Origin of the sequence: Brevibacillus composti (assembly GCF_016406105.1) — a bacterium.
Classification (GTDB): domain Bacteria; phylum Bacillota; class Bacilli; order Brevibacillales; family Brevibacillaceae; genus Brevibacillus; species Brevibacillus composti.
Map to the genome: position 1 here is coordinate 912,580 of NZ_CP066308.1, position 26,523 is coordinate 939,102.

Below are 26,523 nucleotides of genomic sequence, written 5' to 3' on the forward strand. Positions count from 1 at the left end.
TCGGATTCAGCCGGGATGTGCTTGTTTTGTTTGGCGCAGCAACCGGTTGACCGTTTCCCGGCGCAGCCCGAGGAATTGGCCGATTTCCTCCTGCGTCAACAGATCGCTCAAGGGATAGGGTCCGATGTAGGTATGGAACCACTCCTGCATGAGAGCCAGCTTCTCTTTGGGAGAAGAGACGGTGAGCTGATCCATCCGCTGCTGGGTAAACCGCAGCTTGGACTGGAGCAACAGGGCAATCTCCTTGTACCGGTACGGGTCTTCCTCTAGAGAGCGGTACCACTTGTCGCAAGGGATCACGTCCACCTCGCTGCTCATCAGGGCAATGGCTGTCCCGTGGTATTCCTTCGGAGACAGGAGGGAATGGTGGGGGATCGTTTCGCCCGGCAGGAGGAGGTTGAACAAAAAGGGGGAGCCGTCCTCTTGCAGCCGGACCACTTTAAAGAGGCCTGTCCGAATGTGGAACAGCGGCCCCGACTCTCCCTGGCGAAAGAGAATATCACCTTTGTGTAGTCGCACAGTCATCACTCCCGTCCCCCAACATACCACCAAAAAAGAGGCGGTGCAATCCGGCGCGAAGTGTTGACTACTTATTTAAAATTGTGCTACTATTTGCGCAGTACCTTTGTATACAGAATACAGTATGCATCGAGAAGGGGTTGAGGTTCTTGGCCAAAGCGATCAAGCGAAGTGAAACACTCCAGTCTCAGGTGTACGAATATCTGCGGGAGCAAATCCTGTTTGGCGGGCTTGCCCCGGGGCAGCGGCTGATCGAAGAGAGGCTCTGCGAAGAGACGGGTGTCAGTCGCAGTCCGATACGCGAGGCCATCCGCCGCTTGGAAAAGGACGGCTTGGTCGTCGTTCAGGCACAAGGAGGCGTGACGGTCTATCAGCCTTCCCTGGCGGACTTTACCCACCTGTATGAGTGCCGTCTCAATCTGGAGCCGCCAGCGGCCCAGTATGCTGCCGAGCGCCGTACAGATGCTGAACTGAGTGAACTGGAGGAGCTTCTGGAGCAAATGAAGGAGCTTCAGTATCCGAGCGACCCTCGCCGGACCCATGAGTTGAACTTTACGTTTCATCAGCGCATATCGGAAGCGAGCAAAAATCCCTATCTGACCAAGATCATGAACGAGTTGAAAGTGCTGATTTCTTTTTATCGAAACGCGATTTTGGAGGTTCACCCGCGTCGGCCGGAGACCGTTATTTGTGAGCATGAAGCGATCCTGGAGGCGATCCGCACGCAGGATGGCGCCAAAGCGAAAGCGAGCATGGAGGAACACATCAAACGCGATTTTGAGCTTTGCATGAGCACGAACCAAAACCGACAAGACGATCTATAAGGAGGGGCCCATGACAACGAAAAAGCCGCTGCAGGGTGTGCGCGTACTGGAGCTGGGTACACTTGTGGCTGCACCGTTCGCCGGGAAAATTTTTGCGGAGTTCGGTGCCGAAGTGATCAAGGTGGAGGCGCCGGAAACCGGAGACCCCTTGCGCAACTGGCGGGCGATGCACAATGACACGTCTGTCTGGTGGTATGTCCAGTCGCGCAACAAAAAATCCGTCACGGTCGACATGCGCAAGGAAGAGGGGCAGGAGATTATCCGCAGCCTGGCGCAGAAGGTAGACATCATCATCGAGAATTTCCGGCCGGGGACTTTGGAAAAATGGGGAATCGGCTACGACGCGCTCAGCGAACTGAATCCCAGTCTGATCATGGTGCGGATTTCCGGCTACGGACAGACGGGCCCTTATCGGGATAAACCGGGATTTGGCAGCGTGGCCGAAGCCATCGGCGGACTTCGCCACTTGACGGGCTATGCCGATCGTCCGCCCGTCCGTGCCGGTGTCGCCCTGGGCGATCTGACGGCAGGCTTGTACGCCGTGATCGGGGGCATGATGGCATTGCGAGCAAGAGACCTCTCCCCGGAGAAAAAGGGGCAGATGGTCGACGTCGCCCTGTATGAAGCCGTTTTCAGTCTGTTGGAGGGCGTTTTGCCGGAATACGACCTGAAGGGACTGGTGCGGGAGAGGACCGGGAGCACATTGCCCGGCATTGCCCCATCCAATACCTACCTCTGTGCAGACGGAAAATACCTGGTGATCGGGGCAAACGGCGACAGCATCTTCAAGCGCTTGATGCATGCGATCGGCCGCAGCGATATCGCGGAAGATCCGCGTTTTGCCACAAATCAGGGGCGGGTCGATCACGTCGACTTCATCGATCAGGTGATTGGCGAGTGGACCAGCCGCCACCCGCTCCGGGAGGCGCAGCGCTTGCTGGATGAAGCAGCCGTCCCTGTCGGACCGATCTACAGTATCGAAGAGATTGCGGAGGACGAGCACTACCGGGAGCGGGGAATGCTGGAGCGGATCGAGCTGCCGGATGGAGAGTCGGTCATGTTCCCGGGCATCGTGCCCAAGCTGTCGGAGACACCGGGCAGTCATGAGTGGGTAGGGCCCGCGCTGGGAGAGCACAATGAAGAGATATTGGAAAAACTGCTCCAGATCGATCCCGCTGTCCTGGCAATGCTGAAGGAGAAGAGAGCCATATGAACAGAGACGTGACGATCATCGAGGTAGGCCCGCGCGACGGCCTGCAAAATGAATCGGGCTTCATCCCGACGGAGAAAAAGCAGCAGTTGATCCGTATGCTGGCGGATGCGGGGCTGCGGAGGATCGAAGCCACTTCCTTTGTCCATCCGGGCCGCGTGCCGCAGATGGCCGATGCAGAGGAGATCTGCTCGTCGCTGGATGGAATCGCCGGTGTCTCCTTCAGTGCGCTGGTTCCCAACCGGAAGGGCTTCGAGCGGGCGGCCCGGTTCCGGTTGGGGGAAGTCAATTGGGTGACCTCTGCCAGCCCGGCTTTTAACCGGACGAATATCAACCAGACCATTGAGCAAAATCTGGAGGCATTTGGGGAACTCGTCCCCTTGGCCAAAGCGGCAGGACTTTTAGTCCGCTTTTCCATCGCGACCAGCTTTGGCTGCCCGTTTGCAGGCAGGGTAAATCCCGATGACGTGCTCCAGCTGTCGCAAAAGGCGTTGGCCGCAGGAGCAGATGAGATAGCCATTGCCGACACGATCGGCATCGCTGTACCGGATGAAGTCTACGATCTGTGCAGCCGCCTGATCCAAGCGTGCGGGCAAGATCGGCTCAGTCTGCATCTGCACGATACGCGCGGCTTGGCTCTGGCCAATACATACGCAGCTTATACGGCGGGCATCCGCACGTTTGAAACAGCAGTCGGGGGACTGGGAGGCTGTCCTTTTGCACCCGGCGCGGCTGGCAACGTGGCGACAGAGGATGTCGTGTATCTGTTTGAGAGGATGAAAGTAAGAACGGGAATTGAATTTTCTAAACTTTTAGACGCTTCGGAATACGCGGTCGGCCTATCCATGAGAATGCCGCTGGGGCGTATCCGTCTTGTCGAGAACAAAGAGCATTCGACGATTGCCTATTAAAGCGAATAAACGGGGGGAAAGAAAGTGAAGAAGAAGTGGATTGGGATGTTGACGACGGTAGGATTATTGGGCAGTTTGCTGGCGGGCTGCGGCGGTGCCCCTGCGGCCCAAAGCGGAACCAGCGGCGGCGCTCCTCAGGCCAATACCGGCTCGGGTGGAGCGGCCACCGAGGAGTACGAAAAGGCGACGATTCGGCTGGCCTACAATCTTCCGCAGGATCACCATATCTCCAAAGGAATTGAAGACTTTGCCAAGAAAGTGGAAGAGCGCTCTGGCGGCAATGTCAAAATTCAGGTATATCCCGCAGGCCAATTGCTCAGCGACAAGGAGATGAACCAGGCGATTTTGACCGGCGGCGTAGAGATGGGCGTCAACTCTTCGACGCTGTGGGCATCGGTCGTCCCGGCCATGGGGATTTTTGACGTTCCCTACGCGATCCCTACCTCGTATGAGTTGGCCGGAAAAGCCCTGTCCGGCTCGGTGGGCGACAAGCTGAAAGCAGAGATGGAGAAAAAAGGAGCCAAGGTCCTGCTGTTTGCCGACTATGGCTATGCCCAGTTTGCCAACAGCGCTCGTCCGTTGAAGATGCCGGCAGACTTCCAAGGCTTGAAAATCCGCAGTATCGGACATATTCCCTCGGTTATGATTCAAGCGTATGGCGCTGCCCCGGTATTCATGGGTGCAGGCGAGGTATACATGGCCCTGCAGCGGAAGACGATTGACGGAGCCACCTCGGGAACGACTGCCATGGTTCAGCGCAAATACGATGAAGTCTCCAAATATTTGACGATCAGCAACTACGCGTATCTGGAGTTCGTGCTCGCCGTCAACAAAAAGTACTGGGACAACCTCCCGGCAAAAACGCAAGAGCTCATCAATACGACCGCAAAGGAAACGGAAGAGTGGATTCGCCAGCAGGCTGAACAGGAAGACAAGGCTACCGCTGAACAATTGAAAGAAAAAGGCATGGAAGTCTACGTCGTACCGGAAGCAGACCTCGCGGCATGGAAGGAAGCGGCCAAGCCTGCTTGGGACGAGTACGTGAAAACGGCTGGCGACTTGGGCAAAGAGCTTCTGGAAGAGATCCAGAACATTCAGTAGAGCGTCAGAGGAGAAGGGAAAAACGGGGGACTTTGGATGAAACTTTTTCAAATTCTGTACAACGGTGCAGATCGCTTAATTAAATGGGGAGGCATGATCGCCGGAATCTTCATCGTTCTGACGACGGGGATGATCTTTTTCGAGATCGTCTCCCGTTTCCTTTTCAATGCCCCCACCATTTGGGCGACCGAGCTGTCCATTTACGCGATTATCGGGAGCTGTTTTCTCGGTTCCGCCTATGCCGTGCGTGCCGACGCCCATATCAAAGTGGATCTGCTCCTGCATAATGTGTCCGCGGCTGCGAGAAGGTGGATGCTGATCGTCTCTACCGTGATCGGCATACTGTTCAGCGTGGTTTTCACCTATTTCAGCTGGGAGCATGTGCTAAGCTCGATGGAGCTGGGCTTCACCTCCGCATCTCTGCTGCAAATTCCGATGTACATCCCGGAAATGCTTCTGCCTATCGGAGGAGTCCTGCTTTGTCTCGCCTTCCTTTTGCAACTGGTTGATTACATTTCCGGGCAGGAAAGGCGTAATGGGTTGGTTTTTTGCAGGCGGCATGGCCTCCCTCATGCTGGTAGGGGTGCCTGTGGCCTTTGCGCTCGCCGTACTGGCAGCCATCGGCATGTATTTGTTTAACGGAGGGGCACTCGGGCTATCGCAGATTCCGATTATTGCCTACAAGGCCCTGGATGACTTCACTATGAGCGCCTTGCCGATGTACGTCCTGATGAGTCAAATCCTATTGTTCAGCGGTGTGGGCAAGGAGCTGTATGAGATGGCCAGCCGGTGGCTGCGCCATCTGCCCGGCGGTTTGGCCTTGGCCACGCTGGTCTGCTGCGGGATATTCGCGGCCATCTCCGGCTCCAGTGTAGCGACGGCGGTGACCATCGGAATGGTTGCCATCCCGGAGATGACGGCCAGGGGCTATGAGAAGAAAACGGTTCTCGGTCTATTGGCGGCGGGCGGCACTTTGGGAATCCTCATTCCGCCCAGTGTGCCGATGATCATCTATGGCTCCGTTACAGGCGAATCGGTCGGCAAGCTGTTTATCGCCGGTGTGCTGCCGGGGATCTTGCTGCTTTTGATCTTTATGACCTATGCCGCCTGGAAGATGCGCCATATCAAGGAGGCGCCGGCAACCTGGACAGAGCGCTGGCAAGGGACCCGCAAAGCCGTATGGGGCCTGATGATGCCAGTCCTGATCATAGGCGGCATCTACTCCGGTGTCTTTACACCGACGGAAGCGGCAGCCGTAGGCGTGGTGTTCAGCGCGCTGGTGGCTGGGATTGTGTATAAGAGCCTGTCGTGGGAGAACATCAAGAAAATACTGCTCTCGACTGTGGCGACCAATGCGATGATTCTGTTTATCATCGTCGGGGCCATGCTGTTTGGCTTTATCCTGACATCGCTGCAGATTCCGCAGGCGATGACAGAGCTGGCCACCAGCCTGCCCGTCTCCAAATGGGTGATCTTCATCCTGATCAACATCCTGCTGCTGATCCTGGGCTGCTTCCTGGAAACCGTGTCGATCCTCGTCATCACGCTGCCGATCCTGTATCCGATCATTATGGCGCTTGGATTCGATCCGATCTGGTTTGCCATCATCATGGTGGTCAACATGGAGCTAGCCTTGATCACGCCGCCAGTTGGGCTCAATCTGTTCGTGCTGAAGGGCGTAGACCCGTCTTCGCCGATTTCCACGATTGTGCGTGGAGCGCTGCCCTATGCCGTCATCATGATCTTGTTTATGATCCTGCTCTCGGTATTCCCCTGGCTGTCAGTCGGCTTGATCGAGCATGTCAAATAGCGATTCTGCCATCTCGGCGGACTGCTTCGATGCCCCTGTCCATACTGGACGGGGGTTTTCCTTTCCATGCAGACCCGTGTCTAGGCCGGAGAACCTTTCCCGCAGACCGTCACGTATTTTTTTCGCTCCCAAGCCATAGGATGTAGCAACTGGGAGGTGACGGGCGTGGCCGTGTTTCGACCCCGTCGTAGGTGGAAGAACCCTCTATCTCGTACGAAAGCGTTTTTTATTGCGCTGGTGATTTTTTTGGCGCTGAGTATCCAGATGCTGGTGTTTATCGAGAAGCGGCTGGAGCCTACTTTGAAAATTCTCGCCAGTCAAAAAGCGGAGCAGCTGGCCAAACAGGCGATTACCGATGCTGTAACGAAGCGGATCGCTCAGCAAGGCGTCGATTTCAACCAGATCGTCAAAATCGAGAAAGACAATCAAGGCCGAATTCAGGCGTATCAATTCAATTTTAAGGAGTACGCCCGGATAGTGGGAGAGACGACCTCCCGTGTACAAAACAAACTGATGGAGTTTGAGGAAGAGAAAGTAGACCGTTACATTCCGCTCGGTCTCGCGACGGGAAACAGCTTTCTGGCACAGATGGGACCGGAGCTTCCGCTCACCTTTGTCCCGATTGGCTCCGTAAAAACGATGCTGGACACCGAACTGAGCGAGGCGGGCATCAACATGGTCCTGGCGACCGTCTATGTCTACGTGGAAGTCGACTTGCGCATCGTCATTCCGTTCGCGACGGACCAAAAGACGATTACGACGAAAATTCCGATCACACACTCCCTGATTATCGGGGATGTGCCGCAGTACTTGTACAACAATCCCGAAGGAAAACCCGATGTGCCGCGGCCGGATGAACAGCCGATGCCGCCGCGCCCCTAGGGCAGCGAAAAAACTTCCTTCTCGAAAAAGTGTAAGGGATGGGGAAAGTCGTGTTATAATGCTAGAAACGGAATAGCCAACCTTCAGGGTAGGGTGAAATTCCCGACCGGCGGTGATGACGAACGCACGTCTAAGCCCGCGACTCGCTTGCCGACACATGTCTGCAGGCGACTGACTTGGTGCAAACCCAAGGCCGACGGTAAAGTCCGGATGGGAGAAGGTGGAACAGTCTTTCGCTCTGTTTGAAAAAGCAGCGTGAAAAGGCTTCTTCTTCTATGCCCCTGAACATGCTTCAGGGGCTTTTTCTAGTGCGCCACGCATGGCGACTAACTAGGCGGTGAAAGTCCGCTGTGGGGGCTGGTAGTGGCCAACCACTAGCCAAGAGCAAGGGTGTCCACCGTGAGGTGGAATCTGAAGGAAGCTGGAGGCAAAATCCCGGCCCGAGGAACACGAACATCATCAGGCATATGGAATGGGACAAGCTTGCGAGACAAAGCAAAGTCCAATACACTACACGGACATTCCGGTGTAAATGATGCGGGTATATGGGAGGAAAGTGAGTCGTCTTACCGTGGGAGGTCTCATGGACGTGAGAAGATGACATTCGAATCACGGTTGAAACAAGATTTATCATGAGAAGTCAGCAGACGCCATAGTACCTCGAGCAGTCGACGGCTTGAGGGAAGGGCTGAACCTTAGGAGGTGGTCGTCAATGAATGTTACCGAAACAGGAGATAAGGGCAGCCAACTTCCAACGGAAGGCTCACCGCAAAAGAATAGTGCGGAACACGAAGGATATGCGGGAGTGCACGTTCCTGAGAGGATAGCTGAAACCGACGACACCAACGCAAACGAGTCGAAGGAAAGGTTACTTGAGAAAATCATAAGCAGAGACAATTTGAACGAAGCGTTCAAAAGAGTCAAAGCGAATAAAGGTTCACACGGAATCGACGGGATGGGCGTAGATGAACTTCTACAATATCTCAAAGAAAACGGTGAAACCATCAAGGAACAAATCCTGGCGGGCAGATATCGCCCAAATCCCGTTCGAAGGGTAGAAATCCCAAAAGAGAACGGAAAGAAAAGAAACCTGGGCATCCCAACGGTGGTTGATCGAGTAATCCAGCAGGCAATTGCACAAATGCTCACGCCGATCTATGAGCAACAGTTCTCGGACAACAGCTTCGGGTTCCGACCCAAACGAAGTGCCCACCAAGCCATAAGGCGCAGCCAGCAATATATTCAGGAAGGCTACCGCTATGTTGTGGATATGGATCTAGAGAAATACTTTGACACCGTCAACCAAAGCAAGCTCATTGAAGTACTCTCAAGAACGATTAAGGACGGACGAGTCATTTCACTAATTCATAAATATCTTCGGGCAGGAGTTGTCGTGAAGCACAAGTTTGAGGAAACAGAAGTCGGCGTACCGCAGGGCGGGAATCTGAGTCCAATTCTCAGTAATATCATGCTGAATGAGTTGGACAAGGAGCTGGAGAAGAGAGGACACAAGTTTGTGCGATACGCAGATGATTTACTCATCTTCTGCAAGAGCAGACGAAGTGCCGAACGGACACTAACCAACATTCTCCCCTACATTGAAAAGAAGCTGTTCCTAAAAGTAAATCGGGAGAAAACCGTGGTGGACCTAGCCATTCGAGTGAAGTTTCTGGGATTCTCATTCTACAACCAACGAGGGCAAGTGAAAGTCCGCATCCATCCCAAATCCATCGCCAAAATGAAAACAAGAGTGAAGGAACTAACCGCAAGAAGCAATGGCATGGGAAATGAAGAGAGAGCCGAAAGGCTCAGACGCTATATCATGGGATGGGTCAACTACTTCAAGATTGCGGATATGAAGAACCTGCTCCAAACAACGGATGAATGGATGAGAAGAAGGATTCGAATGATCTACTGGAAACAATGGAAACGAATAAGGACAAAATTCGAAAAGCTGATCTCGTTTGGAATCCCAAAGTTCAAGGCATGGGAATACGCAAATACAAGAAAGAGCTACTGGAGAATCTCCAATAGCCCCATCCTCGCGAAAGCCCTCGATAACAACACCATTAAAGGCCTCGGATTTCTTTTCTTCTCAGATTATTATCGACAAGTGACTGCGTGAACTAAGGAACCGCCGTATACCGAACGGTACGTACGGTGGTGTGGGAGGTCGGCTACTCAACTAATGGGTAGCCCCCTACCCGATTGCAAAAGACCGGACGAGTCCGGTCGCCGAAAGGAGAGACAGGAGCAAGCCATCGCGGTGGAGGAATCGGTGCCGCGGTACTACAACCACAAAAAGCAGACCTTCAGGGCAGGGTGAAATTCCCGACCGGCGGTGATGACGACAGTCTGAGCCCGCGACTCGCTCGCTTGTCCTACGTGATAGCGAGCGACTGACCTGGTGCAAATCCAGGGCCGACGGTATAGTCCGGATGGGAGAAGGCAGTGAGGCAGCCTCTGTCTCTTCGTTGAAAAAACGGGAGTGAGAAGGCTTCTTTCCCCTTGCCCTGAAGCGCGCTTCAAGGGCTTTTTGGCATTCCAGGAAGTCGCGCCGAGCGGCGATGGCCATTACAAACGGGAAAGGAGCAGAGGAGATGTCTGAACATGACTGGCAGCACATGGCGCTTGCGCTGGAGTTGGCCCGATCCGCCAAGGGGCAGACGGCACCCAATCCATTAGTTGGAGCAGTCGTCGTCAAGGATGGCATGGTCGTCGGATTGGGGACGCATGTGAAAGCGGGCGAACCGCATGCCGAGGTGCACGCGCTGCGAATGGCTGGCGAGCACGCAAAAGGAGCGGACCTCTATGTTACCCTGGAGCCTTGCAGCCATCAGGGGAGGACGCCGCCTTGTGCGCGGGCGGTGATCGAAGCGGGGATCAGGCGAGTAGTCGTCGCCGTAGAAGACCCCAATCCACGGGTAGCGGGAGCGGGAATCCGTCTTTTGCAGGAGGCGGGCCTGGAGGTGAGCGTCGGAATCTGCGCCGCACAGGCGAAGCGGCTGAATGAGGTGTTTTTCCATTACATCGGCACAAAAAAGCCATTTGTTACGGTAAAAACGGCAAGCACACTGGATGGAAAGATCGCGACGCGCACCGGGCACAGCCGCTGGATTACGGGGGAAGAGTCTCGCAAGCGGGTGCACCGGCTGCGGCGCGAGCATGATGCGATCCTCGTCGGGGTGCAGACCGTGCTGGCGGATAATCCGGAGCTGACTGCCCGGGAAGACGGGGAGGTGCGCGGGCGGCAGCCGCTGCGCGTCATCCTCGACAGCCGGCTGCGCATCCCGGCAGATGCCCGCGTGATTTGCGACGGGCATGCGCCGACGCTGATCTATACCTCGGACAAGGCTCCTTCTGCTCGGCAACAGGAGCTGGAGCAGAGAGGTGTCGAGGTCGTCAGACTGCCGGATGGCGTAGGCATAGAACGCGTGCTGGAATCCCTGGGGCAAAGAGGGGTTACCTCTCTTTTGGTCGAGGGGGGCTCAGCGGTAAACGGCTCGTTTTTGGAGGCAGGTGCGATTCAAAAAGTCATCCAGTTTTTCTCTTTCAAACTAATCGGCGGTCAGGGAGCGCCTACCTCGTATGGCGGTCAGGGGTTCGCGGAGATGCAGGACGCCATCCCGCTGGCCGATGTCGAGGTAGAAATGATCGGCAGCCATGATTTGTGCATCACAGGCTATCCCGTATGGGGGCAGCCGGCAGGGAGGGATCTCACATGTTTACCGGACTGATCGAAGAAGTAGGCACAGTAGAAAGCATCACGCGAAACGCCCAATCCTGCACGCTGGTGATACGCGCCCAGACCGTCCTGGAGGATGCCGCAATCGGAGACAGCATTGCCGTCAACGGCGTGTGTCTCACGGTGACTTCCTATACGCCCACTCGTTTTCAGGCGGATGTCATGCCGGAGACCTGGCAAGTGACGGCGCTCTCCCAGTTGAAGCCGGGCAGCCTGGTTAATCTGGAGCGGGCCTTGCAGCTGGGAGCCAGGCTCGGCGGCCATCTGGTTTCGGGCCATGTGGATGGCGTCGGCACCATTATCTCCCGAAACGCGGATCACAATGCTATCCGCTTTCAGATCCGCACGGGGCCCGAGCTGCTCCGTCAGGTCATCCCGCGCGGCTCCATTACGGTAGACGGCATCAGTTTGACCGTGACAGAGGCGGGAGACGAACACCTCGCCGTCTCGGTGATCCCGCACACGCTGGCACAGACCAATCTGCGAAGCAAAAAGGTGGGCGATGCCGTCAATTTGGAGACCGACCTGATCGCCAAATACGTGGGGAGACTGCTTACGGGGAGAGCCGGCGCGGCCCGGTCGGGAGCGGATGGGCGAGGAGGCAAGCCCGGTGCCGGCAGAGCAGGCATCGATCTGGCTTTTCTGGAGGAACACGGCTATGCATAAAGGGGGAGATACGGTGTTTGCTACCATCGAAGAGGCGATCAACGATTTGCGAAAAGGCCGTCCCGTCATCGTCGTCGATGACGAAGACAGGGAAAACGAAGGGGATTTTGTCTGCCTGGCGGAAGCCGCGACGCCGGAGATGATCAATTTTATGGCTACCCACGGGCGCGGGCTGATCTGCGTCCCGATCACGGAAAAAGATGCAGCCCGCCTGAAGCTGGGGCCGATGGTAGAGGCCAATACAGACAGGCAGGGCACCGCTTTTACCGTCTCGATTGACGAGGCGGGTACGCATACGGGCATTTCCGCACAAGAGCGATCCCAAACCGTCCTGGCGATGCTGGATGAACAGCGGGGAGCAGAGGACTTTCGGCGACCCGGGCATATCTTTCCGCTGATCGCAAGGCCGGGCGGAGTGCTGCGCCGGGCCGGACACACGGAGGCGGCGGTCGACCTGGCGCTATTGGCAGGGGCCAAACCGGCAGGGGTGATTTGTGAAATCATGAATGAGGATGGCACAATGGCGCGGCTTCCCGAGCTGGTCGAGGTGGCCAAGCGTTTTGGGCTGAAGCTGATCACGATCGCGGATTTGATCGATTACCGCATGAAGCATGAGCGGCTGGTCAAACGCGAAGCGGAGGCCAAGCTTCCCTCGGAGTACGGAGACTTCCGGATCATCGCCTATACCAATGATCTGGATGGCAAAGAGCATGTCGCCATCGTCAAAGGAGAAGTGGCAGACGGGGGGCCGGTGCTGGTGCGCGTCCATTCCGAGTGCCTGACCGGGGACATCTTCGGTTCTCACCGCTGTGACTGCGGCCCGCAGCTTCACGCCGCACTGCGGATGATCGAGCGGGAGGGGCGGGGCGTCGTACTCTACATGCGCCAGGAAGGACGCGGCATCGGACTGATCAACAAGCTGAAGGCATACCAGCTGCAGGAGCAAGGTCTCGATACCGTCGAGGCCAATGAAAAGCTGGGCTTCCCCGCCGACCTGCGCGATTACGGGATTGGCGCGCAAATACTGCGCGACCTGGGGATCTCGCAGATGCGGCTGATGACCAATAATCCGCGGAAAATACGCGGGCTGTCCGGCTACGGTCTGCAAGTCGCAGAGCGGGTCCCGCTGCAGATGCCGGAGCATCCGGAAAATGAACGTTATTTGCACAGCAAGCAGGACAAGCTGGGTCACCTGCTTCAATTCGTAAAGGAGTGAAGAGATCATGAAACTGTATGAAGGAAATCTGATCGGAACTGGACTGCGCGTAGGAATTGTGGCGGGACGTTTTAATGAATTGATCGTAAGCAAGCTGGTGGGCGGGGCACTCGACGCACTGAAGCGGCACGGTGTCGCGGAGGAGGCGGTCGAAGTGGCCTGGGTGCCGGGCGCTTTTGAAATCCCGCTGATCGCCAAAAAGATGGCGGAATCGGGCAAATACGATGCAATTGTGACGCTGGGAGCAGTCATTCGCGGCGCTACGCCGCATTTTGATTACGTCTGCAGCGAGTGTGCCAAAGGCGTCGCCTCTGTTTCGCTGGCGACCGGGATTCCGGTGATATTTGGCGTGCTGACCACGGACTCGATCGAACAGGCTATCGAGCGGGCAGGCACCAAGGTCGGCAACAAAGGCTGGGAGGCGGCGGCCTCCGCCATCGAGATGGCCAATCTCAGCAGACAAATTACCGGCTAAAAACAGCAGCCGCATAGGGCGAGAGCAGACAGCTCTCGCCCTTTTTTCGCTCTGGATTAAATAGGGGAGGGAAGGGAAAAGAAAAGAAAAGTAAGAATGATTGAGATGCTCGATGTCAACATCTCTCTGATTCGCCGTAGATTGGCCATTTGCCATATCTGGAACGAAAACACGCCAGGGTGATATTCAACCCGATTTATAGCAATGGCCAGATCAATAGCAACGGAGACACGCGGAAGCCCAAGGCCGATATAGACGTAGAGGTGCGCGGCGTATTGATCGGCTACACGGGGAACCGCTATTTGGATGATCGCGAGCAGCGGGCGGCGTTAGCGAAGGACATGGAAAGAGAGTTCCCAAAAGAGTTAAGCGCGCTCATCAAAAAACTCCAGCAGAAAAAATGGGATCCTGCTGGAGTCGAAGAAAGCTTTCGGCAAAAATACCGGGGAAAGTGGAACAGGGATACAGGGATTTCCTTGTACGAGAAGGCGGAATTTCGGATTCGGATAAGGATGGAAATTGTTGGTGCGGGTACGATGGGGTAACAGATTATCGAAACAGACGTCTCCACTCCCGCAAGGCAGCTTTGAGGAGAGGCGGCCGCTCGCCTCTCTTTATTGGGGGCCAGAAGCCTGATTTGCCGTACAATGTATGGGTCAGTCCGATGAATAGCGATTGCTGCTCTTCCGTATACGGATACCAGTTTATTTCCCGCTTTCGCTTGCCCGGGTCGTGGATGACCGAGACGGGATGGGTAAAGGCCTGGAGCCCCTCCGGTCCGCGATAGCGGCCGATCCCGCTTTCTTTGACGCCGCCAAAGGGGAGAGCGGGGTTCGCATAGCTGACGATGACGTCATTGATGCAGACATTGCCGCTTGCGAGCTGCAGGGCGACTCGTCTCGCTTTTGCCTTGTCCTGCGACCAGACGGAGGCGTTTAATCCGTAGGGGGAATCATTGGCCAGCCGGATGGCTTCTTCCTCCGCAGAGAAGGTCATGATCGGCAATACGGGACCAAATGTCTCTTCCCGCATGATCTTCATGTCATGCGTCACTTTGGTCAGGATGGTCGGCGCGAGAAACATGCCCTCATCGGAAAAGGTACCGCCGGTCTCCGCGACCGCTCCCCGGGAAAGCGCTTCTTCCACATGCTCCCGGACGATGCGAATCTGGTCGGGCGATGTCATGGAACCGATCTCCCCAATGCCGGACGGGGATTGGCGGAGCGCCGCTGTTTTTTCTTTGACCAGGCGGAGAAATTCTGGGTAGACCCGCTCTTGGACGTAGACGCGCTCGACCGACATGCAGACCTGGCCGGAATTAGTAAAGGCGCCCCATACGGCCCCGGCCGCAGCCCGCTCCAGATGGGCATCCTCCAGGACGATCATCGGGTCCTTTCCGCCCAGCTCCAACTCCACGGGGATCAGATGCTCCGCTGCTTGCGCCATGATCTTTTTGCCGGAGGCGACCGATCCGGTGAAAAAGATCTTGTCCGGCCGCGCTGCCACCAAGGCTTGGCCGGCCTCTCTGCCGCCGTGGAGCACTTGCACGATTTCGGCAGGGGCGGGGACTGCCCGGAACATCTCCTCGATGATCAGTCCGACAGAGGGGGTCACTTCGGAAGGCTTCAAGATCACGGTGTTTCCTGCCGCCAGTGCGGACAAAACCGGGACGACGGAGAGCTGAAACGGGTAGTTCCACGGAGAGATGACCGCGATGACTCCCATCGGCTTGTAGTAGATGGATGATGTTTTGGGCGCGAGCGCGAGCGGGGTGGATACCTTGCGCGGGGCCAGCATCCTCTCCGCATGTTTCTCGTAGAAGCGAATGGTGTCGGCGGTAATAAAAATCTCCGTCATGTACGCTTCCAACGCCACTTTTCCGGTCGCTTCGCTGATTTTTTGGGCGAGTGCCTCGCCATTTTCTACGAGGTAGTGGCGCAGATTGCGCAGATAGTGAATCCGTGCGGCGACGGGGGTGCTTCCCCAGAGAGAAAAGGCCTGGCGCGCCCGTTCCATCGCCTGCTGTGCCTCTTCCGGCGTCGCTTCCGGAAGGGTTCCCAGTACCTCTCCGGTAGCCGGGTTGCGCATCGTCAAAGTTCCCATTTTTCCACCTCCTCTTGGTGTGAGTGTGCAGCGAACAGTGCGGAGAGCAGCCGGGAGAGGTCCTCTTCCAGCCGGGATACCGCTTCGCGTGCCTCTTGTGTCTCCAGGGTCAATGCCTGCAGAAAGAGACCGTCGATGGCCGTGTAGAAGAGCGGGACCCAACTCTTTATGATGCGGGTTTCCACGCCGGCCGCATACTCGTGACAGATTCTGTCCAGCATGCTTTCGATCAGTGCATGCAGACGGTCGCGAATGTTTTGAACGGGCGGGCGAAAGGCAGGCGTGTACATGGCTTGGATCTGCAGATCGTACCAGAGCCGATGGATGTTTCGGTCTTCCGTAAGCGCTCTGTAAACAATCGCGGAGAGCCGGGTCTGCCGTCCGTCAAAAGGGCCGCTCAGAAGCTCTTCCTCCAGCTCGCGCAAAAACTGATTCTTGTAGCCGGTGATGACTGCGAGCAGCAAGTCTTCTTTGTTTCGAAAATAATAATGCAGGATCCCGAGCGAGACACCCGATTCCTGGGCGATGTCGCGCAGCGATACGTGAGCATACCCCTTTTCGGCCAGGCAGCGGGTCGCCTGCTCGACCAAATAGGCGCGCCGCGCTTCCGCTTTTGCTTGTTTGGGTGACGACGGCTTCATAGGTCCACCAACTTTTTTGGACGACTGTCCAATTTTTTATCTGTATTGTAGGGGAGATGGCTTCCGGCTGTCAACAAAAGTCCAAGAAAAAAAGCCCGATCGCGTTTTGCATCAGGCTATCGGAATCTCCAGGATGGAATAAGAGCGTTGCTCATCGCTTCTTTTTTCTGTACATCTCCCGTTCCCAGCGCTTCAGATATGGGTAAGGATCGAAGGCCCATTCATTGTTTCCGGTGTCGCTGTACATGCCGTAGTGCAGGTGGGGCGGGAACTTTCCGGCTGTGCCGGGCCGTCCGTAACCGCTGCTGCCGACGTAGCCGATCACCTCGCCCGGCTTTATGATATCGCCTGGCTTCAAGCCCTTTCGAAACGAACTCAAGTGAGCGAAATAGTGATAGACATTGCCGATGTCGCGCATGCCAATGCGCCATCCGCCGTAGCGGTTCCAGCCGATTACCTCGACCACGCCATAGCTGGTGCTCAATACCGGTGTGCCGTAGCCGGCAAAAATATCGGTGCCTTCGTGGATGCGTCTGCCGCCCCATCCGCGGGGATCGCCCCAGGTGCTTCTGTAGCTGTAGTTATATCGTTTGGGGATAGGAAAGTGATGGTCGTCCAGATCGATGCGCTGGAAGTGCTCGTAAATCCTGGCGAACTGATCGACGGTCTTCACTGCGCGGTCCCGCTGATAATACGACCAGAGGCCAATGCGCCAATCCTCGCGGGAGTGGCCGTATTGCGCGAAATAATAGGTCAACGTCGTCAAGACATCGAGATCGTTCTCGCGGTCCGCTTTTCCATCTCCGTCCCCATCCATGCCGATTCCGCCAAAGAAACGGATGGAAGTCAGGCTGGTGTCCTGCTGATCGGGGTTTAACGCACCGCACCATAAGGAAGCGGGAACCGTGATGGCCGTCAAACGGGATGATTGCTCTTTGCTCTCCCTATTTCGTCCGCGCTTGTGAATAGAGCGATCGTATTGGTCAATGGCCGCCAGATAGGACCAGGGGATGCCGTATAGCGTTTCGAAGCGTTGGAACAGCGAGAGTCTGGACGCGTAAACATCGTCCGCGCCAGATGCCGCTGCAGGGACGGACGCGTCCGCCTGTGTAACAGGGGGCAATGAACACCAGGTACATAGTACGCTCAAGCCGATCAGCATCATTTGGCGAAACCTTCGCATGCCCGTCTCCCTCCAGAAGTAGTCTCTTCTGTAGTAGGTTTTACCTTCCCAACGCGATTATCCGTGAAGTTTTTCCCACCGGGAGGCTCTTCGGCGATAGGCCTTCCCCTATCATTTGGTGTATGATCGAAGGGAGATTCCGAACGGAAGCAGAACGGAGGCAGAACGATGCAGATCATCATTCGCTGTGATCAACCTTTACACTTGGCAAAGCTGCGCGACCCCTTGCTGCGCGTATGGGAGAGATGTTGTGGTCAGGGCGCTCGGCAACATGCGGACGCGGAGCAGCGCTTTATGTCGATACGAAAGCATGCCGAGCGCTATCGCGCCTGCTGTCCGAGCGAGCTGTGGGAAGCGGAGGAAACCGCTCTCGGCCAGCTATTGGCCGCCATGCCCATGAACCGGGATGCGCCGCTGTTTCCCCTGATGGTCCAGCCCCTGGCCTTTCCGGACGATCTGCCGCTGTCGGCTCTCCCTTTGCTGGAAGGCTGGGAGGTACAGGAACAGGCTGCGGAGCTTGCCGGCAGCTTTTCTCCGCTGGCGATGCTATGGCTGCGGGAGATGGGGGCGAGCTCGGTGCGGCGAATGCAGGGAAAAGCAGAGCACATCTGTGCCAATGACGGGGTCGCCGTGATTGCCGTCTCGCCGGTGGAAAGCCACCTGCCGGATCTGCCGGAGAGTGATCAGATCCCCGAGGTTCATGAGTTTCGCCATCACGATGTGGAGCATATCGATACAGGCATGCTGCTTTTGCAGGCGAATGTGGACGACTGCAGCCCGGAATGGATGGCCCACGCGATGGAACGCTTGCTGGAAGCGGGAGCCAATGATGTGCACTTTATCCCGGTAACAATGAAAAAAAGCCGCCCCGGCATTCTGGTACAGGTGCTGTGCTACCGAAGCCGGCTGGAGGCGCTCAAGACGATCCTGTTTCAGGAGACCACCACGTTTGGTATTCGCTATTTCCCTGCCGCCTGCCATCGGCTGGCAAGGCAGTTTCTCACCGTGAAGACGGCTTGGGGCGAGGTGCCGGTCAAAATGGGATATCATCGCGGGACGAGGGTGCAATGCTCGCCGGAATACGCTGTCTGTGCCCGCTTGGCGAAAGAAGCGGGGGTCTCTGTCAAAGAGGTGCATCAGGAAGCGCTGTATCTGGCCAGGCAGCAGCTGCGGGCCGGCGAGTAAGCCGGACGGGCAGGGGCTGGACGGTCCTCACCGGCTCGCAGCTGGACTGTTCTTGCCGGCACGCCGCCAGACAGTCCTCGCCAGAAAGCGGCAGACAGTCCTCCTGCGCGCTTCTAGACGGTGCCTACGAGGACCCGCAGGACATTGGGCTGGTCGGGCAGATCGCGGGTCCCGGCGCCGTAGCCGATCGCATCCACAGTCATGGCCGGAAGCGGCCCGAAGGACTGAACGATGCCTGCGGCAACGCCGGCGCCGGTCGGTGTGGTCAGTTCTTTTTGAATCGCGGTTTGCCGGAGGGGAATGCCCTTGAGCATCTCCATTGTCGCCGGCGCGGGCACGGGGTAAAGCCCGTGGTCACAGCGGACATAGCCATTGCCCGTAGGTACCGGGCCGCTGATAATCTGGTCGATTTGCAGCTCTTCCAGCGCCAGTGCAATCCCTACGACATCGACGATCGAATCCAGCGCCCCCACCTCGTGGAAGTGGACGGTTTCGACCGGCACATTGTGAATCTTGGCTTCTGCGACGGCGATCTTTTCAAAGATGGCTTGCGCCCGCGCAGTTACGCGCGGATGAAAATCGGCCGCATCGATCATGGCCGCAATCTCCTTGTAGCGGCGGTGGTGGTGGCTATGATCATGACTGTGATCGTGGTGATGATGGTGATCATGGCCGTGGTCGCGGTCGTGCTGATGATGGTTCCCGTGGTCGTGGCTGTGCTCGTGGTGATGGTGATGCCCGTGGTCGTGGCTGTCCTCGTGGTGGTGATGGTGCCCGTGACCGCTGCCCAGGACGGGCAAGGTTTTCCGCGAAGCCAGCTTCTCCAGCTCTTCGTCAATCACATCCAGCTTCAGTGCGCTTACCCCTTTTTTTACGACGGTTTTCCACTCCATGCGAAAAGGGCCGAGCGGCAGTTTGCGCAGCTCCTGCTCGATTCGCCCGCGATCCGCTCCCGCGTCTACCAATGCCGCCAAAAGCATGTCGCCGCTAATCCCCGAAAAACAATCCAAATACGCTATTCGCATATGCAATCGCTCCTTTTAACCGGTGCTCTTTTCCTGTATCATAAAAGGGAAAATATGTTCGTGTATGAGACAGGCTTCTGCTGACCAAAGTGTACCATTTCCCCCAGCTGTCTGTCATGTTGAGGAGTGTGTTTTTCATGTTGTCGTTTTTACATACAGCGGATGTTCATCTGGATGCGCCGCTGCACAGCCTGGCGGGGTCCTACGAAAGCAGGCAGGATGATTTTCGGCGCACCATGCGGAGGATCCGGGATCTGGTCCTGGACAGGCAGGCCGATGTCTGGCTGATTGCCGGAGATCTCCTGGAACTGCACGGCGGTAGGCGCTCTACCGCGGTTTTTTTGCGCGATCTGTTTGCCAGCGTCGCCCCCACGCCTGTCTGTATCGCTCCGGGGAATCACGATCCGTGGCGGGCCGATTCTTTTTATCAATCGCTGGACTGGCCTGCGAACGTGTACTGGTTTACACCGGAGTGGGGCGCGTATGAATTTCCGGAAAAGTCTTGCGTCATCTACGGATGGGGCTTTCCCCAGCCGCATGTGTACGCGTCGCCGCTGGCCGATTTTCCAGGCAGGCTGCCGGGCTACCGCCACCATCTGATGGTGCTGCACGCCAGTGTCGTCCACAGCGGCGGGGAGGAGCACCATCCGTATGCGCCCGTGACTGTAGAGGAGCTGGCTCGGACAGGTATGGACTACGTCGCCCTCGGCCACATCCACAAGCCGATGCAATTTCTCCATCCTGTCCATCGTCAGGTTTTTGCCGCCTATCCGGGATCGCCGGAGGGACTCTCCCAGAAAGAAAGCGGCCCGCGGCATGTTCTCTACGGCGAACTGGACGGGGAGGGGCGTCTTCGTCTGGAAGATATCCCGGTCCAGACCCGGATGATCCTCAAACGGGAGATTGTGCTCCAGGGAGAAGAGACGATGGAGCAGCTCATCGAGCGGATGGAGCGGGAACTGGCCGATGTGGAGGATGGGCAGATCGCAGCCGTCACGCTCACAGGAGAGAGACCCGCCCATTTTCAGCCCGCCACAGACGTGCTGGAACAGCGGTTTTCCCGCTTCTTTTCCATGCGGATCAGCGATAGGTCGAGGCCCGATGTAGATGTGGAGAAAGTGATCGCCGAAGGGGGCGTCTGGGGCAGCTGGCTGAGCCTTCTGCTGGCGGAAGAGGCGGCTGCCGCGGACGAACAGCGCCGGGAGGTAGCCCGGCTGGCTGTCAGGGAAGCGCTGGATCGGATCGGGGGGATCATCCGATGAGAATCGATGAGCTGTCGATCAAAGGCTTCGGAAAATGGCGGGATGCCCGCTTCCGTTTTGCCCCGGGACTGAACCTGTTTGCCGCGCCCAATGAGGCGGGCAAGACGACCTTGCTCCAGGCACTCTTCGCCTCCTTGTACGGCATGAAGAAGGACTACGCCCGTTCGGCACGGTACCTGCCGGAATACGAGAGATACCTGCCTTGGCATGACGGCAGCTACGAGACGGTCGTGCGCTACGAGCTGGACGGGAAGCGGTACCAGCTCCACAGGCGCTTGGCAAAAGAGCGGGAGCAGGCGCAGCTCTACCTCGATCCGGATTGGACCGAGGTGACCCATCTGTATCAGGAAGACCGGAGGAAGGAGCGGAATTTTCTCGAGCTGCATCTCGGCTTGACGCGCAGCCTGTTTACCGATCTCACCTGGATCCGGCGGACGCCTTTGGAAGCTGCCGCGTACCTCTTGCCGTCCCTCTCCGGCGGCGGCGAGACAGATCCGGCCGTCAATCGCATGCTGAGCGAGATGGACCGGGAATTGGCCCAGATCGGCAAAAAAGAGAGGGCCGAAAATACCCTCTTGGGCAAAGCAGGAGCGCGGGTGGCGGAAAAAGAGCGGGAACTGGCCGAAGCCGAGAAAAGCTGGGCCGCCGTCCAAGCCCTGACCCGTCAGCTGGCTGTGTGGGAGGAGAGACGGCAGGAGCTGCAGCACGGCATGGAGCGGATCCATCAGCGGCTCGCGCGGCTGCAGGCCGCCGAGCAGAACTGGCAGACCCGCTGGCAGCAGAGTTTTGCACAGCGCCCGTGGGAACGCGCCGAGCAGTGGATCGAGACCGCCGGTACAGAGGAGGAGCGGGAGCTTCACCGGGAGACATGGCGCAAATGGACTGCGCTTGGTACGGCTTATGCGGAGGAGAAGAGCAGACTGCTGTCCATTCGGGAAGATGTGTCCCGGCAGGAGCGGATCGAGGAGACGTATCGGCGGGCGAGCGAACTGCGAAAAACTCGCGAGGCGTGCATCGCCGAGGCGCAGAAGCTGGCGGAGAGCGCCCTCCACAGCGGGAGGCAGAGGCGGAAGCCGGACGCAAGACACGTCTCCCCTGCTCTTTGGTGGACCGGCAGCATCTTCGGCCTGCTCCTGGCTGTTGGACTGTATGCCGCCGGGGAGCCCGTTCTCAGTCTGATCGCGCTGTCGGTCTGTCTGGCGGCTGCCGGCGCGGGAGCGATGGTCAGGCGGAGAAAACAAGCGGGAGAGGGGCATTCGCATCAGCAGCGGGCATGGCTGGAATGGCAGGAAAAAGCCGCCGGCTGCGAAGCGGAAATAGACGGTCTGCTGCGCCAATGGGGCATGGCGGACTGGGACTCTTTCCTGGTCCTGCGCGAGGAAGAGAAGCACCGTGCGCAGGGAAAAGAAGCGGGAATCGCAGCGCTGGAAGGCAGGCATCAGGAAGAGCAGGCCCAGCTGGCGAGACAGTGGGGAGAGGCCTTTCGCCGCCTATTGGAAGAGGAAAAAACCGGGCTGGACAGAGAGCGGGAGCAGCTGGAACAGGAGCAAAGGCAGCTCGGCGAGCAGCTGCAGCTGATCCGTGAGCAAATGGCGCGGGCAGCGGGGGAGATTGGCGGGCAGGACGAGGTCTCTTTGGCCAAAGCCCGCAGCGAATACGAAGAAGCCGTCGAAGACCTTCGCCGTCTGCAAATGAAGCGGGAGGCGCTGGCGCTCGCCCGAGAGACGCTGCAGCAGGTGTTAAACGAGTGGAATCGCGAGTTCTCCCCGGCTGTCAACCGCATCGCCTCAGAGCTGATGGCACGCATCACGGGCGGAAAGTACGCGGATGTGAGGCTGGACCCCCAGTCCCAGTTCGACGTGAAAATCTGGGAGGCCAGCCACCGCCGTATCGTCGAGCAAGAACGCTGTTCGACGGGCACCCAGGATCAGCTCTATCTCGTCCAGCGATTGGCGCTGCTCCGCCATGTCAGCGGGCAGTCTGAGCCTTTGCCGATTTTTCTGGACGATCATTTTGTTCATTATGACGCGGGGAGGCTGGAGCGGACCCTGGAGCTCTTGGCGGAGCTGTCCCGGGAACATCAAGTCTTCCTGTTCAGCTGCACGGAGCGGGAGCGCGAACTGCTCCAGCCGTGGATCGAGGGAGACGGCCGCCATCGGCTGCACCTCTTGCCGTCCTCCTAGATGAGCATAGAAAAGCCCCTGTCGCTTCGGGAATAAAATGCTCCCGGTCGATCGGGGCTGTTTCGCATGCGCAGGGGTTGCTAGTTTTTTCCGTTCAATTCCTTGTCCAGCATGGTGAGGAAAAGACCGACATCGGTCACGACGCCGACCGTTTGAGCGGAGCCGCGGTCCATCAGCTTGGTGACGACAGCGGGATTGATGTCGACACAGACCGTTTTGATCCAGCTCGGCATCATATTTCCGGTGCCGATCGCATGAAGCATGGTCGAGAGCATGACCACCATCTCGGCATCTGCCACTTGCTCGGCATACTGGGCTTGCGCCTCGATCAGATCCATCAGCGTGTCGGGAAGCGGGCCGTCGTCCCGGATCGAACCGGCGAGGACAAATGGCACCTGATGCTTGACACACTCGTACATGATCCCGCTCTGCAGCGTCCCGTCAGCCACGGCTTCGGCGATGGAGCCGGAACGGTTGATGGCGTTGATCGCCCGCATATGGTTTTTGTGACCGCCGCGCACGACGGAGCCGGTATCGAGGTTCACCCCGAGCGAGGTGCCGAACAGAGCCCGCTCGATATCATGCACAGCGAGCGCATTGCCGGACAGCAGCGCGTTGACATAGCCGCTCCGAATCATATTTTGAAAGGCTTCCTGGCCTCCGGTATGGATGACGACCGGACCGGCTACGAATACGATGCGACCATTGCGCTCGCGAATCCCGCGCATTTCTTCCGCCAACTGCTTGACGATGACCTCTACGCGGCGCTCCGAGCTCACTTCATTGCTCATAAACGAAAATTCCGAACTCTGCTGCTCCACCGGCTGGACCACCAGGCGGACGCCGTTGCTACCGCAGATCACCTGATCGTCTTTTTTGATATCGCGCAGCTTCACGCAGTGGACTTCGTCGCCTTTGACGACGAGACAAGCATCCATGCGCTGGTATTTGGCTCGTACCCATTTTCCGTTCAAAAATACCTCTGTGGCGTGATTGGTCGTGGAGTAGAAATCATCTGGCACGACCTTGTCCTTTTCCGCCAGCTTGATCGTCGGGGCTTCCTCTCCGGTCGGGATGACACAGCCGAGGTTGATCAATTCATTCAGGATCAGCTCCACCTTGTCTTCCGGGAGGTTCAAGGCCACGCGGGCAACCGATTCATCGTCGACCTGGTCGCCTACGGACAGCTCCAGGACGCGGTAACGCCCGTTGTACTGCACGACGGATGCGTCGATTAGCTTCAAGATATTATCGCGGATGATGTGGCCGCGTAATTCGATGACACGTTCCATATGAGAGGGCCTCCTTTTACACGTCGAAGTCATTACTCCTAGTATATCGGTTGTCTCGATCCGCTAAAAGGGGATGCGTGAAAACGGATAAATATGCAAGTATTGCCCAAGCCAGGCACAAACCCTATAATGAAGAGGATTGACCAAGTCCAATAAGGGGTGAGCCCTGATGTCGCAACGCAAACCGGAGTGGCTCAAGATTAACCTTGTATCAGGAAAAGAACTGGCCACCTTTAAAGAATTAAAGCAGACGATGCGCAGCCAAACGCTGCATACCGTATGCGAAGAAGCCAAATGTCCCAATATCCATGAGTGCTGGGCCAATCGCACGGCCACCTTTATGATTTTGGGTGACATATGTACGCGCGCCTGTCGATTCTGTGCCGTGAAGACAGGCCTTCCCACTGAACTGGATCTGGCCGAACCGGAACGCGTGGCGGAAGCCTCTGAGCAAATGGGGCTGAAGCATGTGGTCGTGACCTCCGTAGCGCGGGATGATCTTGCCGATGGGGGAGCGGCTGTGTTTGCCGAGACGATTCGGGCGATTCGCCGTCGCTTGCCGCTTGCTTCCGTCGAAGTGCTGATCCCTGATTTCATGGGCAATTGGGATGCGCTCAAAGTGGTTATGGATGCCCGTCCCGATGTGCTGAACCACAATATCGAAGCGGTTCGGCGCCTGTCTGACCGAGTCAGGGCCCGGGCGAAATACGACCGTACGCTGGAGCTGTTGAAAAAGGCAAAAGAGTTCCAGCCGGACATTCCGACCAAATCCAGCCTGATGATCGGCGTCGGCGAAACGTTTGAAGAAATCCTGGAAACGATGGACGATCTGCGCCGGGTCGATGTCAATATCATGACCATCGGCCAGTATTTGCAGCCGACGAAAAAACATTTGGCCGTCGAGCATTACTACCACCCGGATGATTTTGCCCGCCTGAAGGAAGCGGGGATGAGCAAAGGCTTCAGCCACGTCGAGGCCGGCCCTCTGGTGCGCAGCTCCTATCACGCGCACGAACAAGCCAATGCCGCCAAAGAAACGATTGCACAAGCGAGGTAAGAAAAAGCGGAGTGATCTGCCGTTTGGTGAAAAAGGAAACCCCTATGGTCGCATAGGGGTTTTCAAGCATGTTTAGCGGGAGGAGGTTCCCATACCTTGTTTTGCTTTCTGGCCACGATTGGTTTCGGTTGTCATGGATGAGCCTTTGGTTCTCATTTCTTCGCCATCCACCGTACCGCCCATCCGCTTTACCAAGGCATCGAACTGACGGGTATCCTCAGCACGGATCACCGGACCATTTGTGGTACGGCTCGCCACTCGAGAGATTTCATCGATATGCTGCGGATTGTCCGTCACGTACACCTTGTAGTAACGGGGGGTAACGGACAGGGCGTTCGCTCTCGCCTGATTTTTTGCTGTACGGGCATTTGGACCCTGGGTATTCAGACCGACAAATACCTCTTCATCCGTCACCAGAACAGTCGCCCGATCCACGCCAGGGCAGCTGACAGCCACATTGCCGACTGCTCGGGCCAGGGCTTGACGATCCACGTAGACATTGTTCGCCCCATAGCCACCATTGGTCGCCCCGGCACCTGCACCCATTCCGGCACCAAAGCCAGCGCCGCCGTTAGCACCGGTACCAGCACCTCCAGCGCCGCCAACGCCACCAGGACCGAAGCCGGTCACACCTGCTGTCCCCGTCCGATTGCCCATCGTACCTGCCCCGGTTCCTCGTACATCTGTGCTATGCACCTGTACAAAGCCGGTGTGAGGCATAGTCGCAGCGGACATGGTGCCGACACCATTATTGGCGCGGTAAATCGACTGGTTGGCATTTCCGTTTCGGTTCAGGGCGCGAGTACCGTTGTCCGTGAAGGCATTGTAGCTGCGGTACCCATTGAGCGCAGCATCGGTACCTGCATTCGGACCAATTCCGGTTCGCGGGTTATTGGTCCCGAAGGTATACCCGTTTGTGACGGCATTATTGGTAAAACCGTAATTCCCCACGCCGGAGTCCGTATAGGGGAAATTGGTCATAGCCTGTCCGCCCGGTGCTCCCGGAGCATTGTTGTAGATGCTGGCTTTGTCCGTGTTGAAAAGGCGCGGTGCGGCTTGATTGACCCGGGTGCCATTGTTCGTGGCGTCTGGTGCCGGAGCAGCATTGTTCCCACAAGCAGCAGTCAACAGAGCGATACCTGCAACAGCTTGAAGCAACCAAGATTTCTTATTCAATGGATCCACCCCCTACAGCTAGGGTGTCCTTTGGGCCGCAGTCGTTTTCGTGGGAAA

Annotated in this window: 24 protein-coding genes and 2 riboswitches; of the genes, 17 read left to right on the top strand and 7 right to left on the bottom strand. The window is 57.2% G+C overall.

The genetic code is table 11. The features are described from left to right. Positions 1-6: 6 nt before the first annotated feature. Positions 7-519, bottom strand: coding sequence for a Crp/Fnr family transcriptional regulator (locus JD108_RS04815; RefSeq protein ID WP_198829991.1), 513 nt, complete (start codon positions 517-519; stop codon positions 7-9). A 149-nt stretch (positions 520-668) separates the two neighbouring features. On the opposite strand from JD108_RS04815, the gene JD108_RS04820 reads away from it, so the two are divergent. The 13 genes from JD108_RS04820 to JD108_RS04880 all read left to right on the top strand — a co-directional run bounded on the left by JD108_RS04820 (position 669) and on the right by JD108_RS04880 (position 13,904). Next, positions 669-1,343, top strand: a complete 675-nt coding sequence (locus JD108_RS04820) for a GntR family transcriptional regulator (RefSeq protein WP_198828784.1) — start codon at positions 669-671, stop codon at positions 1,341-1,343. A 10-nt stretch (positions 1,344-1,353) separates the two neighbouring features. Beyond that, the gene (locus JD108_RS04825) at positions 1,354-2,556 is read left to right on the top strand and encodes a CaiB/BaiF CoA transferase family protein (RefSeq protein WP_198828785.1); all 1,203 of its coding nucleotides are present in this window, start codon (positions 1,354-1,356) and stop codon (positions 2,554-2,556) included. Further along, positions 2,553-3,464: a hydroxymethylglutaryl-CoA lyase gene (locus tag JD108_RS04830; protein ID WP_198828786.1), complete on the top strand. Its 912-nt coding sequence runs from the start codon at positions 2,553-2,555 to the stop codon at positions 3,462-3,464. The genes JD108_RS04825 and JD108_RS04830 overlap by 4 nt, the downstream gene beginning before the upstream one ends. Before the next feature lie 24 nt (positions 3,465-3,488). Next, positions 3,489-4,565 carry a TRAP transporter substrate-binding protein gene (locus JD108_RS04835; protein WP_228728311.1) on the top strand — a complete coding sequence of 359 codons (1,077 nt, stop codon included), beginning with the start codon at positions 3,489-3,491 and terminating at the stop codon, positions 4,563-4,565. 36 nt (positions 4,566-4,601) lie between these two features. Continuing rightward, the gene (locus JD108_RS04840) at positions 4,602-5,204 is read left to right on the top strand and encodes a TRAP transporter small permease (protein WP_198828787.1); all 603 of its coding nucleotides are present in this window, start codon (positions 4,602-4,604) and stop codon (positions 5,202-5,204) included. Continuing rightward, a complete protein-coding gene (locus JD108_RS04845) occupies positions 5,101-6,375 on the top strand; it encodes a TRAP transporter large permease (RefSeq protein WP_198828788.1) in 1,275 nt (424 codons plus the stop codon). The genes JD108_RS04840 and JD108_RS04845 overlap by 104 nt, the downstream gene beginning before the upstream one ends. Before the next feature lie 156 nt (positions 6,376-6,531). Beyond that, positions 6,532-7,257, top strand: coding sequence for a sporulation protein YunB (gene yunB, locus JD108_RS04850; RefSeq protein WP_198828789.1), 726 nt, complete (start codon positions 6,532-6,534; stop codon positions 7,255-7,257). 75 nt (positions 7,258-7,332) lie between these two features. After that, positions 7,333-7,483: riboswitch (FMN riboswitch) on the top strand. Between the two features lie 486 nt (positions 7,484-7,969). Next, the gene (ltrA, locus tag JD108_RS04855; RefSeq protein WP_198826346.1) at positions 7,970-9,382 is read left to right on the top strand and encodes a group II intron reverse transcriptase/maturase; all 1,413 of its coding nucleotides are present in this window, start codon (positions 7,970-7,972) and stop codon (positions 9,380-9,382) included. Positions 9,383-9,561: 179 nt separating this feature from the next. Beyond that, positions 9,562-9,711: riboswitch (FMN riboswitch) on the top strand. A gap of 146 nt (positions 9,712-9,857) precedes the next feature. After that, complete coding sequence (ribD, locus tag JD108_RS04860; RefSeq protein ID WP_198828790.1) at positions 9,858-10,994, top strand: bifunctional diaminohydroxyphosphoribosylaminopyrimidine deaminase/5-amino-6-(5-phosphoribosylamino)uracil reductase RibD; 1,137 nt, start codon at positions 9,858-9,860, stop codon at positions 10,992-10,994. Then, positions 10,979-11,668 (top strand): riboflavin synthase, encoded by a 690-nt coding sequence (locus JD108_RS04865; protein WP_198828791.1) that lies wholly within the window; start codon positions 10,979-10,981, stop codon positions 11,666-11,668. Before ribD ends, JD108_RS04865 begins: the two co-directional genes overlap by 16 nt. Before the next feature lie 13 nt (positions 11,669-11,681). Further along, positions 11,682-12,884 (top strand): bifunctional 3,4-dihydroxy-2-butanone-4-phosphate synthase/GTP cyclohydrolase II, encoded by a 1,203-nt coding sequence (locus JD108_RS04870; RefSeq protein WP_198828792.1) that lies wholly within the window; start codon positions 11,682-11,684, stop codon positions 12,882-12,884. A gap of 7 nt (positions 12,885-12,891) precedes the next feature. After that, complete coding sequence (ribH, locus tag JD108_RS04875; protein ID WP_198828793.1) at positions 12,892-13,359, top strand: 6,7-dimethyl-8-ribityllumazine synthase; 468 nt, start codon at positions 12,892-12,894, stop codon at positions 13,357-13,359. A 179-nt stretch (positions 13,360-13,538) separates the two neighbouring features. Continuing rightward, the gene (locus JD108_RS04880) at positions 13,539-13,904 is read left to right on the top strand and encodes a Ger(x)C family spore germination C-terminal domain-containing protein (protein ID WP_198828794.1); all 366 of its coding nucleotides are present in this window, start codon (positions 13,539-13,541) and stop codon (positions 13,902-13,904) included. A gap of 4 nt (positions 13,905-13,908) precedes the next feature. On the opposite strand, the gene JD108_RS04885 is transcribed toward JD108_RS04880, so the two are convergent. The 3 genes from JD108_RS04885 to JD108_RS04895 form a co-directional block, all read right to left on the bottom strand. Then, complete coding sequence (locus JD108_RS04885) at positions 13,909-15,462, bottom strand: aldehyde dehydrogenase family protein (RefSeq protein ID WP_198828795.1); 1,554 nt, start codon at positions 15,460-15,462, stop codon at positions 13,909-13,911. Then, complete coding sequence (locus JD108_RS04890; RefSeq protein WP_198828796.1) at positions 15,450-16,103, bottom strand: TetR/AcrR family transcriptional regulator; 654 nt, start codon at positions 16,101-16,103, stop codon at positions 15,450-15,452. The genes JD108_RS04885 and JD108_RS04890 overlap by 13 nt, the downstream gene beginning before the upstream one ends. A gap of 151 nt (positions 16,104-16,254) precedes the next feature. Next, positions 16,255-17,286: a M23 family metallopeptidase gene (locus tag JD108_RS04895; RefSeq protein ID WP_198828797.1), complete on the bottom strand. Its 1,032-nt coding sequence runs from the start codon at positions 17,284-17,286 to the stop codon at positions 16,255-16,257. Between the two features lie 168 nt (positions 17,287-17,454). Between JD108_RS04895 and larC2 the strand changes: the two genes are divergently transcribed. After that, on the top strand, positions 17,455-18,471 hold the full coding sequence (gene larC2, locus JD108_RS22265; protein WP_228728312.1) for a nickel pincer cofactor biosynthesis protein LarC2: 1,017 nt from the start codon (positions 17,455-17,457) through the stop codon (positions 18,469-18,471). Between the two features lie 113 nt (positions 18,472-18,584). Here the strand turns inward: larC2 and larC are convergent, their stop codons facing one another. Beyond that, the gene (gene larC, locus JD108_RS04905; RefSeq protein ID WP_198828798.1) at positions 18,585-19,496 is read right to left on the bottom strand and encodes a nickel pincer cofactor biosynthesis protein LarC; all 912 of its coding nucleotides are present in this window, start codon (positions 19,494-19,496) and stop codon (positions 18,585-18,587) included. 137 nt (positions 19,497-19,633) lie between these two features. Here larC and JD108_RS04910 point away from each other — a divergent pair, with 137 nt between their 5' ends. Together JD108_RS04910 and JD108_RS04915 are read left to right on the top strand one after the other, a co-directional pair. Next, positions 19,634-20,758, top strand: a complete 1,125-nt coding sequence (locus JD108_RS04910; RefSeq protein WP_198828799.1) for a metallophosphoesterase family protein — start codon at positions 19,634-19,636, stop codon at positions 20,756-20,758. After that, a complete protein-coding gene (locus JD108_RS04915) occupies positions 20,755-22,941 on the top strand; it encodes an ATP-binding protein (RefSeq protein WP_198828800.1) in 2,187 nt (728 codons plus the stop codon). The genes JD108_RS04910 and JD108_RS04915 overlap by 4 nt, the downstream gene beginning before the upstream one ends. An 80-nt stretch (positions 22,942-23,021) precedes the next feature. Here JD108_RS04915 and JD108_RS04920 read toward each other — a convergent pair whose 3' ends face one another. After that, positions 23,022-24,233, bottom strand: a complete 1,212-nt coding sequence (locus JD108_RS04920; RefSeq protein WP_198828801.1) for an ornithine cyclodeaminase, nickel-pincer nucleotide-dependent — start codon at positions 24,231-24,233, stop codon at positions 23,022-23,024. Positions 24,234-24,402: 169 nt separating this feature from the next. On the opposite strand from JD108_RS04920, the gene lipA reads away from it, so the two are divergent. Continuing rightward, complete coding sequence (gene lipA, locus JD108_RS04925) at positions 24,403-25,290, top strand: lipoyl synthase (protein WP_198828802.1); 888 nt, start codon at positions 24,403-24,405, stop codon at positions 25,288-25,290. A 72-nt stretch (positions 25,291-25,362) separates the two neighbouring features. On the opposite strand, the gene JD108_RS04930 is transcribed toward lipA, so the two are convergent. Further along, on the bottom strand, positions 25,363-26,466 hold the full coding sequence (locus tag JD108_RS04930) for a YhcN/YlaJ family sporulation lipoprotein (RefSeq protein WP_407649400.1): 1,104 nt from the start codon (positions 26,464-26,466) through the stop codon (positions 25,363-25,365). Positions 26,467-26,523: the final 57 nt, after the last annotated feature.